The organism is Burkholderia sp. MSMB2157WGS, assembly GCF_001532755.1.
In the GTDB taxonomy this organism is placed as follows: Bacteria; Pseudomonadota; Gammaproteobacteria; order Burkholderiales; family Burkholderiaceae; genus Burkholderia.
Window position 1 is genome coordinate 1,427,525 of record NZ_LPJG01000030.1, and the last position, 12,582, is coordinate 1,440,106.

A 12,582-nucleotide genomic window follows, 5' to 3' on the forward strand; every position below is an offset into this window, starting at 1 on the left:
CGCGCATGAAGCCGATGCTTCGCTGCGCGGCCGCCCGGTGGCGCCGGTCACGACCGCATCAGGTCCGTTCATCGCCGTTCACCGGCGTATAGATCGCCAGCTTCAGCGCGGGATCGTCGTTCGCCTGGAACGTCGCGTACTCGTAGCGCTGCGTGCCGCGTTGCGCATGCACGAGCACTTTCTCGCCGGACACGCCGCTGCGCACGTCGTGCGCATCCCACCATTGCGCGAACTCGGCGCTGCCGGCGCGCAATCGCGCGACCAGCGCGACGAACGCCGGATCGCTCGCGTAGAGATCGTGGCTCGTGCGAAACAACGCGATCATCCGCCGCGCCTCGTCGGCCCAGCTCGCTGCGAACAGCGCACGCGCGTGCGGCGTCTCGAACATGTAGACGAGGATGTTGCGATCGGCTTGCGCCAGCCGGTCGAAGCCGAGCACCTCGGCCGCGGCGGCATTCCACGCGAGGATGTCCCAGCGCCGGCCGGTCACGTAGGCAGGCTGCCGAAGATGCGCGACGAGCCGCGCGAGGGTCGGCGGCAGGTGTTCCGGCACGAACGCACGCGGCCCGTCGCGCCGTGCGAGCGTGCGCAGATGGACGGCTTCGGCCTTGTCGAGCCGCAACGCGCGCGCCAGCGCGTCGAGCGTCGCCTCCGACGGGTTGACGTCGCGCCCCTGCTCGAGCCGGACGTACCAGTCGACGCCGATGCCCGCGAGTTCCGCGACTTCCTCGCGCCGCAGGCCGGGCGTGCGCCGGCGCGGGCCGCCGTGCAGGCCAACGGCTTCCGGGCGCAGTTTCTTGCGCCGCGAGCGCAGGAAATCGCCGAACGGGGTTCGCGTGGTGACGGTCATCGGGTTCGCTCCGGGCAGGGTGGTATCGGCCCATCCTGGGCTCGCGCCGGGCCTTGTTGCAGATTCTAAGCCTGCCAGAATCGACGCATCTCCACCGTCAGGAAGCGTCATGAAAGCTGCGATTCTGAAGTCGTTCGGCACGCCGCTCGCGATCGAAACGATGCCGGACCCCGTGCTCGGCACGGGCGAAGTCGTCGTGGACGTCGTCGCGACGCCGGTTCTGCCCTATGCGCGGGAAGTATTCAGCGGCGAGCGCCGCTATCCGCTTGAGCTGCCGATCGTGCCCGGCTGCGGCGCGATCGGCCGGGTCCGGCAAACCGGCCCCGACGCGACGCAATTGCAGCCGGGCGACTGGGTGTTCTGCGACCCGACCGTCCGCTCGCGCGACGACGCGCGAATGCCCGACATCGTGCTGCAGGGCTGGAGCACGCGCGGCGAAGGCGGCAAGCAGTTGCAGCGCTATTTTCACGACGGTCCGTTCGCCGAACGGCTGCGCGTGCCGACCGAGAACGCGGTGCGCATCGGCGCGATCGCGTCGGCCGACGCCGCACGCTGGTGCGCGCTCAATACCCTGCTCGTGCCTTACGGCGGGCTGCTGGCATCCGACCTGCGCGCCGGCGAAATCGTGCTCGTCAGCGGCGCGACCGGTCATTTCGGCAGCGCCTGCGTCGCGGTGGCGCTGGCGATGGGCGCGCGCTGCGTGGTCGCGCCGGGCCGCAACGTGCGCGTGCTCGCGGATCTCGAACGCCGCTTCGGCGACCGCGTGCGCACGGTCGAGCTGACCGGCGACGAAACCGGAGACCGCCTCCGCATGCAGCAGGCGGCGCCGGGGCCGATCGACTGCGTGATCGACCTGATGCCGCCGTCGGTGCCCGCGACGACGGTGCGCGCGGCCGTGATGGCGGTTCGCCCGTACGGGCGCGTGGTGCTGATGGGCGGCGTCGGCATGCTCGGCGGGGCCGGGCTCGAGCTGCCGTATCCGTGGATCATGCGCAACGACATCACGCTGCGCGGCAAATGGATGTACCCGACGCAAGCCGTGACGCTGATGACCGGGCTCGTTCGCGGCGGGCTGCTCGACCTCGGACAATTCGACGTGACGGCCTTCGCGCTCGACGACGCGAACGACGCGGTTACGCATGCGGCGGAGCACGGCGGGCCGTTCAGGATGACGGTGATCGCGCCTTAGCCGCGCCCGCCGACGATTCGACGGCCGGTGCGCCCGACAAGCCGCACCGGCCGCCGTCCTGCCCGCTACGTCACTCGTCCTGCTGTTCCTGCTGCGCCTGCGCCTGCCGCTGCCGGATGAACTGCCGTACGTCGCTCATCGTCACGCGACCGGTGTGCTTCGCATCGATCTCGTCGAAGTGCTTCGACACGAAGCCGAGCCCGCTACTCTGCGCCTGCGCCTTCGTCACGGCTGCGCCGTTGCTCAGCACGGTATTGCCGCCGAGCCTCGCGTCGACGCGCTGCTGCGCCTGCTGCTGCAAGGCCGCGCCGGTCGACGGCAACACCGGCGCCGCCCGCGTGGCAGGAAAGAACGGACCGTCGACACCGCGCCCGCCGTGCGGCAGCTTCACCGGCGCCACCGCCTGCGGCGGCAACGCGTAGGCACTGCTCATCACGGCACCGAGCACGATCAACGGGGACATACGCCGCATCAATTGGATTAGGGACATGATCGCTCGCATTCAATGGATGAATAGAGGGTTCCGCCGACAACGCGTCCGTCGCTCACGGGGCGGCCGCCAGCGTCGTCGCGGCCGTCGCGCCCGGGACGCTGCCGGTCGGCACGCTGGGCGGGTTTTCGTCCGGCCACGGCGGCGGCAGCATGCGCAGCGTCAGCGCCGTCGGAATCCGCGCGCCCTTGTAGAACGTCTGCAGGTCCCGCTTCATCAGCGGACGGGCGACGTCATCCAGGTAAGTCATGTGACCGCCCTGGAAGAAGTTCACCTGCAGCTTCGGATTCAGGCCCTTGACCGTCTGCAGCCGCGCGAGCTGCTTCTCCGTGTTGAAGAACGGCGTCGCGAGATCGTGGTAGCCGTTCTCCGCGAGCACGCGAAGCTTCGGGTTGAGCTGCAGCGCACCGAGCAGATCGGGGATCGTGTCGGGCATCGGCTGGCCGTCGTGCGAGAAGTCCCAGACGCCGATGATGTTGTCGTTCAGCGGCAGGTACGTCGCGTTCGGGGCCGTGTAGCCGAGATAGTCCGGCATCTGCGTCGCGAGCGCGTTCGTGAACGGCTGCGAGATCAGGATGTCGGACGGATCGCCGTCGGTCTGCAGCCGCGGATCGGAATTCGGCAACGACACGCGCCCGTCATACCGGCCGATCGTCGTGCCCGGCAGCAGGCTCGTGCCGAACGGATTCGCGTTGAAGTAGCCGCGCAGCGCCTGCTGCGTGAGGCTCGACGGGATCGACCACAGCCTGAGCGTCGCATCGCTCGGGAACACCGGCGTGCCGAGCGCATCCGGAATGCCGAGCTGGCTCAACACCCACGACTGCGAGTACTTCTGCAACTGGCTGTAGATCAGCGTCGTGAACAATTCCGTCTGCAGTGCGTACAGATCCTGGTTCACCGGCGCCGGCGAGACCTGGTTGAAGTACGCCGCGACCGCCGCGTAGCCGGGCAGATAGCCGGCCACCGTGTCGGTATCGAGCAGCAGCCCTTCGGTCGACTGCGTGATCGCCACCGCTTCCACCGCATCCGCGAAGTAGTTCAGGATCGACGACTGCAGCACGATGCCCGTCAGGTGCACGCCGGCCGATTCGAGCGCGAGCGCGAGCATGTCGGTACGCGGCGTGCCGTACGATTCGCCGTACAGGTAGATCGGCGACGTGCCGCGGCTGTTGACGTTCAGGTAGCGCTGGATGAAGTCGCGCATGATGTTCACGTCCGCGTCGGAACCCCAGTACTTCTGGTTGGTGTTCGGCAACACGGCCTCCGACAGCCCGGTGCCGGGCGGGTCGATGAACACGAGGTCGGTGGTGTCGATCAGGCTTTCCGCATTGTCGACGAGCGGATAGTTCGGCCAGTTGTTGCCGAACAGCGGATCGGGCGTGGCCACGCGGGTCGGCGCGAACGAGCCGAGCCGCAGCCAGATCGACGACGAGCCCGGCCCGCCGTTATAGACGAACGTGACCGGGCGCGGCTTGCCGTTCGTGCTGGGCGCCGTGTACGCGACATACGACATCGACGCTTCCGCATTGCCGTTCGCGTCCTGCGCGGTCAGGTGGCCGGTGGTCGTCGTGTAGTCGATCGTCTTGCCGCCGCCCTTCCACTGGTAATGCATGACGGCCGCTTTCTCGGCCACCTGCGACGGCGCGAGGCCGTCGGTCGCGTTCATCGAATACGCGACCAGGTCGACGTACGGCTGGTTGGCCGCCGGCGCCTGGGTGCCGGCCGCCTGCGCGCTGGCCTGCTGGCTCGCGGTGGCCTGTGCGAGGCTCGACGCGCCGACGGACGACGAATCGTCGCCGCCGCATGCCGCGAGCGCCAGTGTCATGGCGGTCAATGCGCCTAGCCCGCCCAGCCGGCCGCGACGAACCCGGCGGATGCCGGTACTGCTCCTGTCTGGTTTCATCTCTGCCCTTTGATTTCGGATACCGCGTCACAAAGGCCGCCGACGCCCGCGAAACGCGCAGGCGTACCCGCCACTCGCGTTGCACGGTCGGCAATCGGCGGTTGGATCGGACTTCTAAGAGACTGAACTTGATACAGACACAGCAAACTGCCGGCGAGAATGATGCCAGGACGCGCCCCCTGCAGTTTGGACCACTTTTGTATTACTGAAATTTACGACATGACAAAAATAGGCGGTGCTGCGCCGCGTTGTCAAAGATCATTCGGATATTAAAAATCCAGCAATGATGCGAAGGGCGGACAGTGTCTGGAATTTGAAAGAAAACAGGATTATTCGTGCAAGGTATGCTTCATCGGCAATGCCGCGCCGAATATTTTACTTTTCCCGCACAACGCGGAAGCCTTTTCTGCATTGGCGCATCGCGTTCAAAGCCTTCGGATCGACAGGACCATTCTTTCATTTTTATTATCGCCGTATCGATCGGGACGGTGCAGCGACATGCGCACGTCATTCGATAATTCGATTCGCTTCAATCGCGCTTCAATTGCAGAAACGATGTGCACTGCGTCATCCATAAAATACCGGTTCGATTAATTCTGCGCGGCATTATTTACCCGGCATTCGAACGGCTTTCCCGGACAGGCCGCGACGGACGGCATTGCCGCGCGTCGCGCCTGTCGCAGGCACTCAAACCATCGTCACTTCCCGCCGCCCGGCAGCGCGATATCGATCAGCACCGGATCGTGATCCGACGAGCGATATGCATCCGGCGCGTAGAACGTCTTCTGCTGCTCGGCCGACTTGTACGCGAGCGTGTACTGCAGCGCGAGCGGCTCGTCCGCGTTGATGTGCCATTCGTGCACGGCCTTCACGTGCGACGCGAGCGGCAGCGTCGCGAGCGCGTGGTCGAGATAGCCGGCTTCGCCGTTGTACACGTAGCTGTATGCGTTCGCGCCGATCCAGCGCGCGACGAGGTTGCGGTAACCGCGCGACTCGAGCGCGCGGATCGGGTCTTCGTACGTGTAGCTGTTGAAGTCGCCGATCAGCAGCACGCCCTGGCTCTTGACGCCCGTCGGGTTGCCGGCCAGCCAGTCGGCGACTTTCGCCGCCGCGCGCGTGCGCGTCGGGTTCCAGCAGCCCTGGCCATCGCCCTGGTCGAGATCGTCGTTCGCGGCGTCCGGGCAGTTCTTCGACTTCAGGTGGTTCACGGCCACCGTCAGCGCCTGCTTGTTGCCGCCGACCAGCCGGAACGACTGCGCGAGCGGCTGACGGTTCTTGTCGTCGATCGCGAGCGTCGCCGCGCGACCGACCGGCTCGACCTTGCGGCTGTCGTAGATCATCGCGACCGCGATCGCGTCGCCGCCGAGCCGCGACGTACCCGGATCGACGACGCGCCAGTGGTCGCCGAGCTTCGCCGCGAGCTGGCGCACCGCGCTCAGTTCGCCGTAACCGTTGTTCTGGATTTCCATCAGGCCGATCACGTCGGCGTCGATCGCCTTCAGCGCGCTGACGATCTTCGCTTCCTGGCGCTGGAATTCCTGGAAGGTCTTCGCGCCGCGATTGTTCGGATCGTCGAAGCCGCCGCCGAGACCGTTGCCGTTGAAGTAGTTCAGCACGTTGAACGACGCGACGCGCAGGTTCGATTTCGGATCGCGCGCCGGCGCGTTCGTGCGCGGGTTCGTACGTGCTTCGAACGCCGGCACTGCTGCACCGGGCAGCGGCTGCACGCGCCATGCGCCGTAACGCACTTCGAGCACGCCTTCGACGTCGCGCACGGTGTAGCCCGCGCGCAGCGTGTTCGAGGCCGACAGGCCCGGCGCCGGGTACGGCACGGTCGCGGGATTCTGCTTGTTCGAGCCGTCGTCGAGGATCAGGCGGTTGCGCGCGTTCGCGTCGATCTGCGCCTGCGCCTGTGCGGGCGGCACGACGCTCGTCGGCGTGCGCAGGCGGCCGTTGCTGAGCATCACGCTGCCGTAACGGCCGAGTTCGTAGTTGTCGGTGACGCTCAGCGTCTGCGGCAGGCGCACGAGCATCCCTTCGTACGCGGCGAACGCGTTCGGGCTGTCGACCGGCAGCGTGAGCGTCGCGGGCGTGACCGTCTGGCCGTTCGCGCACACCGCGATCGGGCCCGACAGCGTGAGCTGCGTCTGCCCGTATTTCTCCTCGATCTTGCCCGTCACGTGCACGAGATCGCCGGCCTTCGCGCGCGCTTTCGGCGCATAGACGAACAGGCCTTCGGACACGCCCGGCTGGTTGCGGCGCTGCGCGTCGGCCTGCTGGACGAAGAAGCCGCCGAAGCCGTCCGTACCGCCGAAATCGGCGGTGACGACGGCTTCGATCGACGCGTTCTGGCCGGCGAGCGGCGACGGTGCGCCCGGCCCCTGGATGTCGGCGATCGGCGTCGTGCTGCCGCCGCAGTTCGAGCTGACGGGCGCGGCGGTCGCGGCGAATACCGGCGCGGCGAGCGTCGGGAGCAGCAATAGCGGGGCAAACAGGCGGATTGTCGAGCGCATGGAGGGAATCCCGGTTGTGAGGGTGACGAAAGCTTAGCTGCGCTCAATGACAGTTTCCGGTAATCGGCAGACAGGCCGATGTAATTGGCGTCATCGCGCCGCGATCGCCCTGCGTCGTCCGGTCATGTCTCGACAATGCAGCCGATCTTCCGACGAAAACCCGCCGCGCTAGACCGTCCCCGGCAGTGCGCTCGACACGAGCACGGCCGCCGCCATCAGCACGCCGCCGAGCACGACCGCCTCGATCCGCAACACCGCGCCGAACTGCTTCGACGCGCGTGCCGGCATCGCGGCGGCCGGGTCCTTCAACGCGTCCAGCAGCTTCGGCATCCCGAAGAAGCGGTTGTGCCCGCCGAGCATCGCGGCAAGCAGCACGAGCGCGAGCTTCAGCAGCAGGATCTGCCCGTACGTCGACGCGAGCAGGTTGGCGGGCGTCTCGACGCCGCGCCAGCCGTTGTACGCGCCGGTCGCGAACAGCACGATCAACGCGCAGGTCGACGCATCGGACAGCGACTGCACGAACGCCGCACCCGTCATGCGCTCGCTCGTCGGCATGCGGGCGAGCCGCGGCATCAGGCCGAACGCCGTCACGAGCACGAGCCCGACCCACGCGCTGATCGCCAGCAGATGCAGCCAGTCGACCCACACCGGCACGCTGAACAGCCCGGCGTCCACCGGATGGCCGCCGTTGCTGCGCGCCAGCGCGACAGCGGCAAGCGCGGCCGCCATCGCGAACGGAAACCGCGTGTCGTTCGCGCGCCCGACGAACGACAGCAGCACGACGACGAGCATCAACACCGTGCCGGCCAGCCACGCATGACCGAACCCGGTGCGCGCAAGCATCGAACACACCGCCGGCCCCGCGTCGAGCAGCGACACTTCGCTCATCAGCGCGCAGTGCGCCCAGAACGCGGTGACGCTCGCGAGCAGCGATACGACGGATGCGATGCGCAGCGTCGCGACGAGCCGCCGGCCGACGTCGTGCTGCCATGCGGACGCGCCGCGCGCGAGCCAGTGGCGACCGAGCAGCGCACCGACGACCACCGCGAACCCGGCGTTCTGGATCGCCACCGCCACGAGCCGCAACAGGCCGAGGATGCCGTCGTTCATTCCTTCACCCGGAACGTATAGGTGCCCTTCGTGCGATGCGCATCGGCCGTCATCGCCGTCCACTGCACCGTGTACGCGCCGGCCGCGAGCTTCGGTATCGCGACGGCCATCACGCGCGGATTCGACGCGTCGACCTTCGCCTTGTCCTGCGTGACGGCGTTGCCGCTCGCATCCCACACCTTCACCGAGCTGAACGCCGGTTCGAGGTCTTCGTTGAACGTCAGCCGCACCGTGTCGGGCGACGCGTCGACCGTGCTGCCGGCTGCGGGTGCGGCGCCTTCGAGCTTGCCGTGGGCCGAGGCCGCGACCGGTGTCATCGCGAAGAGGGCGCCAGCCGCGGCGAACGCGGCGAGCCGTCCGGAAATCGTGCTGGTCATGTTCGCACTCCGCGTCACGGCTTCTTCAGTTCGACGACGGTCAGCGCGCCGTCCACGTCCTCGGCGACGAAGTCGACCGTATCGCCCGCCTTGACCTGCGACAGCATCGCCGGGTCCTTCACCTTGAATACCATCGTCATCGCGTCCATCCCGAGGTTCTCCAGCGGGCCGTGCTTGATCGTCAGCTTGCCGGCCGCCGTGTCGACCTTGCGGATCTCGCCGTGCGACATGCGCGACGCCGCCGCGGCGCCCTGCTTCGCGCCATCGCTCATGTCCATGCCGGCCATGTCGCCGGCGGCGTACGACGCAGCGGAGAACGCCAGCGCGCACCCCGTCGCCATCAAAACCAGTCCCTTCTTCATCGTGTCGACTCCCGTGTGAGTGAATGGAAACCGGCGGCCGCATCGGCGCGGCCGCCGCGTGCTGCTTCAACCGTCCGGCATTTCGCCGGTGTATTCGTATGCGACGGTGCCCTTCGGATGCCGGAACCAGCCCGGATCGCGATAGTCGTTGCGGCCGAGCCCTTGCCGCACCTTGAGCACCGTGAACATGCCGCCCATTTCCAGCGGCCCGAACGGGCCCGTGCCGGTCATCATCGGCAGCGTGTTGTCGGGCAGCGGCATCTCCATGCCACCCATCGCGCCGCCCGTGCTGCCCATCGCCATGTAGTCGGGCACGAGCTTGCCGATCCGCTTCGCGAGATCCTTCTGCGGTACGCCGATCAGGTTCGGCACCTGGTGGCCCATCGCATTCATCGTGTGGTGCGACTTGTGGCAATGGAACGCCCAGTCGCCCGGGCGATCGGCGGTGAACTCGATCGCGCGCATCTGGCCCACCGCGACATCGGCCGTCACTTCCGGCCAGCGCGCGGCCGGCGGAATCCAGCCGCCGTCGGTGCCCGCGACCTCGAAGCTGTAGCCGTGCAGGTGGATCGGGTGATTCGTCATCGTCAGGTTGCCGAAACGAATCCGCACGCGGTCGCCGGCGCGCACCGGCAGCGGATCGATGCCCGGGAACACGCGCGAGTTGAAGGTCCACATGTTGAAGTCGGTCATCTCGTTCACGCGCGGCGTGTAGCTGCCGGGATCGATGTCGTACGCGGCGAGCAGGAACACGAAATCGCGATCGACCGGCATCGTGCCGCGATCCTTCGGATGCACGACGAACATGCCCATCATCCCCATCGCCATCTGCACCATCTCGTCGGCGTGCGGGTGATACATGAACGTGCCGTGCGCTTCGAGCTGGAACTCGTAGACGAAGGTCTTGCCGGGCGGGATATGCGGCTGCGTGAGACCGCCGACGCCGTCCATCCCGTTCGGCAGCCGCAGCCCGTGCCAGTGGATCGTCGTGTGCTCGGGCAGCCGGTTGGTCACGAAGATGCGGACCTTGTCGCCTTCGACGGCCTCGATCGTCGGGCCCGGCGACTGACCGTTGTAGCCCCACAGGTTCGCGTTCATGCCGGGCGCCATCTCGCGCACGACGGGCTCGGCCGTCAGGTGGAATTCCTTCCAGCCGTTCTTCATCCGCCACGGCAGCGACCAGCCGTTCAGCGTCGCGACGGGCGTATACGGGCGGCCGTTGGGCGGCACGAGCGGCGGCTGCGTGCCGGTCTTCGCCATCGTCGGCGCTTCGGGCAGCGATGCGGCGCCGGCCTTGCCGACCATCGTCGCACCGAGCAGCGCGGCGCCCGAGCCGCTGAGAAATTGTCGACGGGACACCATGTCAATGACCTTCCGGATGCGGTTGCGTCGCGGGCGCCGACGGCGCCGCGGGCGTGGATGCCGGCTGCGGCGCAGCGTCGGCGGTTGGGGTGGATTCGGATGCCGAATGGCCGGAATGCGTCGCGTCCGGCGACGGCAACCGGCCGCCGACGGCCATCTGCAGATCGGTTTCGGCGAGCCAGTAGTCCTTCAGCGCGTCGATGTAGCCGTTGACCGCGCCGACCTGTTCGCGCGCATCGGTCAGCAGCTCGAATACGCTCGCGAGCATCCCGTTGTAACGCAGCAGCAGTTCGTCGGAGATCGTCTTGCGTAGCGGCACGACCTCGTCGCGATAGTGCGTCGCGACGTCGTAGCTCGTCACGTACGCCGCGTACGATTCGCGTACTTCGGAGCGCGCATCGATGGCCGTTTTCGCGAGCCGGTTCGCCGACTGCATGTAGATGGCCTCGGCGCGCGCGACCTTGGCGCCGCCCCAGTCGAACAGCGGAATCTCGACGCCGATCTCGTAGCCGTGCTCGTGGCCCTTGCCGGTTTCGTAGTCGTTCACGTAGCCGAGCTCGACCGCGTTGACGAAGCGCGTGGCCTTGCTCAGGCCGAGCGACGACGCGACACCCTGCGTCTGCAGCTTCGCCGCCTGGATGTCGAGGCGGTTGCCCATCGCGAAACGTTCGAGATCTCGCAGGTCCGGGCGCGCCTTCGGCACATCCGGCAAGCGCTCGGGCAGCGCGTACCGCGCGCGCTCGCCCCACAGCCCCATCGCACGCGTGAGCTTCTCGCGTGCAGCGACGGCCTGCTGGCGCGCCTTCGCGTGCTGCGCGACCGCATCTGCATGAAACGCCTGTTCGCGGGCGTAGTCGAGCCGGCTGAAGTTGCCGGCCTGCCGCATGCGCAACGCCAGTTCGGCGGCCGCGCTCGCGGCGTCGCGCACCTGCTGCGCATAGTTCGCGGCCTGCTCCGCGGCGACGGCCTCGACATACGCGCGGCGCGCCTCGGCCGCGACCTTCAGCATCGCATCGGCCGTTTCCAGCTTGGTCTGCTCGAAACGGCGGCGCTCGATCTTCGTTGCAAGCGGCATCGTCAGCAGCGCGAACACGTTCGCCGAGAACGTGCGCCCGAGCGTGAGCTCGCCGTCGCCGGCACGCGTGCGGCTGAATGCGAAGCGCGGGTTCGGCAGCCGGCCCGCCTGCACGAGGTCGGCCTCCGACAGCCCAAGCTCCGCGTACGACGCCTGCAAGCCTCGGTTGTTCAGCAGCGCGACCTGCACCGCGTCGTCGATCGACAGCGGCTTGCCGAGCAGTTCCTTCGTCCGCCGGTCGACGGCTTCGCGGTCGGCGTCGGTCCTGATCACCACCGCGTCCTTGCCGATGCGTTCCGATGCGACGGACGACACGGCGTCGAACCCGCCGTCCTTCGAAAACGTCGTGCAGCCCGCGAGGAACGCCAGCGCGGCTGCGGCCACGCCGATCCTCGGCGATATCGCGAACGTCGTCATCGCGCGGCCCCTCCGTGCGTCGAATGGGCGGCGCCGTGGCCGGCCGCGTCGCCGGTCGTGCGTGCTTTCGCGGGCCGCTCCGTCACGTCCCGGTTCAGTTGCTGCCAGCCCGGGCCTGCGTCGTCCCGATACGGACGGTAGCCGTCGAACGCGGAGGTCACGGTGACGTCCGGCACCGTCGCGGCGGCGTCCGCCGGATCGGGCAACGGGGTTTGCGCGGGCGCGAGCGTCGGCACGAGGGCCGCCGCGCCCCATAGCGCCGCAATGATCAATCGCATGAACATGTCTCGTCGTAAGTCTTCCGGCGCGCCCGATACGGCGCCCGGTGCACATGGCGGATCGCGGCGCGTCGGCCGCGGGCAGGGACTAGGCGGGCATCCGGCGCGGCGGCCGGTCGATGCCGCCGGTCAGGAACGACACGCCTCCGGCCGAAGGCGGTGGCGCGACGATCGTGACGCCGGCGCTCGCCGCGGCAGGCACCGCGAGCGCCCCCGACATGTCCGTGCCGATGCAGCAGGACACGCACGCGGCACACGACGACGCACCTCGTGCATGGTCGCCGTGATCGTGATGAACGTCCTGCGCGGCCGGCATCGCGTGCGACGCGTTGTCCGCATGCCGCACGGCAGCTCCCGAGCACGGCATCGAAACGACCGCGAACGACTGGATCGGCAGGCTCAGCGCGAGCAATACGACGACGAGGAAGGTGCGCCAGTACGACATGGAGACGAAATCGGGCAGACAGCGATCGTTCGGGCCGTCGCGGCGCCGTGACGGCGCGCGCCGGGGACAAGACGACCGCAGCTTATCGCCGCCGCGGTGACGACGGCATGGCCGAAACATGACGGGCTTTTCATGACAATTCCGTCATCCGCCCGTCATCCTTCGCGCACGCGCGACGCCGTACGCTCTGGCTTTACACTGACCGGCTCGA

General features: G+C 67.9%; 12 protein-coding genes. 1 reads left to right on the forward strand and 11 read right to left on the reverse strand.

Going from position 1 to position 12,582, the window contains the following annotated elements:
* Window positions 1-58: 58 nt before the first annotated feature.
* On the reverse strand, window positions 59-850 hold the full coding sequence (locus tag WT53_RS24855; RefSeq protein WP_034205570.1) for a helix-turn-helix transcriptional regulator: 792 nt from the start codon (window positions 848-850) through the stop codon (window positions 59-61).
* Between the two features lie 109 nt (window positions 851-959).
* Between WT53_RS24855 and WT53_RS24860 the strand changes: the two genes are divergently transcribed.
* On the forward strand, window positions 960-2,039 hold the full coding sequence (locus WT53_RS24860) for a zinc-binding alcohol dehydrogenase family protein (protein WP_034205571.1): 1,080 nt from the start codon (window positions 960-962) through the stop codon (window positions 2,037-2,039).
* A gap of 70 nt (window positions 2,040-2,109) precedes the next feature.
* Here WT53_RS24860 and WT53_RS24865 read toward each other — a convergent pair whose 3' ends face one another.
* The 10 genes from WT53_RS24865 to WT53_RS24910 all read right to left on the reverse strand — a co-directional run bounded on the left by WT53_RS24865 (window position 2,110) and on the right by WT53_RS24910 (window position 12,371).
* Window positions 2,110-2,502 (reverse strand): 2-oxoglutarate dehydrogenase, encoded by a 393-nt coding sequence (locus WT53_RS24865; RefSeq protein ID WP_230624832.1) that lies wholly within the window; start codon window positions 2,500-2,502, stop codon window positions 2,110-2,112.
* Window positions 2,503-2,584: 82 nt separating this feature from the next.
* Window positions 2,585-4,432: a peptidase S10 gene (locus tag WT53_RS24870; RefSeq protein ID WP_060261950.1), complete on the reverse strand. Its 1,848-nt coding sequence runs from the start codon at window positions 4,430-4,432 to the stop codon at window positions 2,585-2,587.
* Between the two features lie 698 nt (window positions 4,433-5,130).
* Window positions 5,131-6,945, reverse strand: a complete 1,815-nt coding sequence (locus WT53_RS24875; RefSeq protein WP_060261952.1) for an ExeM/NucH family extracellular endonuclease — start codon at window positions 6,943-6,945, stop codon at window positions 5,131-5,133.
* Between the two features lie 168 nt (window positions 6,946-7,113).
* Window positions 7,114-8,055: a CopD family protein gene (locus tag WT53_RS24880; RefSeq protein ID WP_034205575.1), complete on the reverse strand. Its 942-nt coding sequence runs from the start codon at window positions 8,053-8,055 to the stop codon at window positions 7,114-7,116.
* A complete protein-coding gene (gene copC, locus WT53_RS24885; protein ID WP_060261956.1) occupies window positions 8,052-8,432 on the reverse strand; it encodes a copper homeostasis periplasmic binding protein CopC in 381 nt (126 codons plus the stop codon). The genes WT53_RS24880 and copC overlap by 4 nt, the downstream gene beginning before the upstream one ends.
* Window positions 8,433-8,446: 14 nt before the next feature.
* Window positions 8,447-8,794, reverse strand: a complete 348-nt coding sequence (locus tag WT53_RS24890; RefSeq protein WP_060261960.1) for a copper-binding protein — start codon at window positions 8,792-8,794, stop codon at window positions 8,447-8,449.
* A 66-nt stretch (window positions 8,795-8,860) separates the two neighbouring features.
* A complete protein-coding gene (locus WT53_RS24895) occupies window positions 8,861-10,156 on the reverse strand; it encodes a multicopper oxidase family protein (RefSeq protein WP_034205577.1) in 1,296 nt (431 codons plus the stop codon).
* A 1-nt stretch (window position 10,157) separates the two neighbouring features.
* Window positions 10,158-11,648: a TolC family protein gene (locus WT53_RS24900; RefSeq protein WP_060261963.1), complete on the reverse strand. Its 1,491-nt coding sequence runs from the start codon at window positions 11,646-11,648 to the stop codon at window positions 10,158-10,160.
* A complete protein-coding gene (locus WT53_RS24905; protein ID WP_060262146.1) occupies window positions 11,645-11,926 on the reverse strand; it encodes a hypothetical protein in 282 nt (93 codons plus the stop codon). The genes WT53_RS24900 and WT53_RS24905 overlap by 4 nt, the downstream gene beginning before the upstream one ends.
* 88 nt (window positions 11,927-12,014) lie before the next feature.
* Entirely contained in the window at window positions 12,015-12,371 is a 357-nt protein-coding gene (locus tag WT53_RS24910; RefSeq protein ID WP_060261967.1) for a hypothetical protein, read from the reverse strand.
* Window positions 12,372-12,582 lie beyond the last annotated feature (211 nt).

Coding starts and splice junctions, on each gene's coding strand:
- WT53_RS24855 (WP_034205570.1), bottom strand. CDS start 850: ATGACCGTCACCACGCGAACCCCGTTCGGCGATTTCCTGCGCTCGCGG.
- WT53_RS24860 (WP_034205571.1), top strand. CDS start 960: ATGAAAGCTGCGATTCTGAAGTCGTTCGGCACGCCGCTCGCGATCGAA.
- WT53_RS24865 (WP_230624832.1), bottom strand. CDS start 2,502: ATGTCCCCGTTGATCGTGCTCGGTGCCGTGATGAGCAGTGCCTACGCG.
- WT53_RS24870 (WP_060261950.1), bottom strand. CDS start 4,432: ATGAAACCAGACAGGAGCAGTACCGGCATCCGCCGGGTTCGTCGCGGC.
- WT53_RS24875 (WP_060261952.1), bottom strand. CDS start 6,945: ATGCGCTCGACAATCCGCCTGTTTGCCCCGCTATTGCTGCTCCCGACG.
- WT53_RS24880 (WP_034205575.1), bottom strand. CDS start 8,055: ATGAACGACGGCATCCTCGGCCTGTTGCGGCTCGTGGCGGTGGCGATC.
- copC (WP_060261956.1), bottom strand. CDS start 8,432: ATGACCAGCACGATTTCCGGACGGCTCGCCGCGTTCGCCGCGGCTGGC.
- WT53_RS24890 (WP_060261960.1), bottom strand. CDS start 8,794: ATGAAGAAGGGACTGGTTTTGATGGCGACGGGGTGCGCGCTGGCGTTC.
- WT53_RS24895 (WP_034205577.1), bottom strand. CDS start 10,156: ATGGTGTCCCGTCGACAATTTCTCAGCGGCTCGGGCGCCGCGCTGCTC.
- WT53_RS24900 (WP_060261963.1), bottom strand. CDS start 11,648: ATGACGACGTTCGCGATATCGCCGAGGATCGGCGTGGCCGCAGCCGCG.
- WT53_RS24905 (WP_060262146.1), bottom strand. CDS start 11,926: ATGCGATTGATCATTGCGGCGCTATGGGGCGCGGCGGCCCTCGTGCCG.
- WT53_RS24910 (WP_060261967.1), bottom strand. CDS start 12,371: ATGTCGTACTGGCGCACCTTCCTCGTCGTCGTATTGCTCGCGCTGAGC.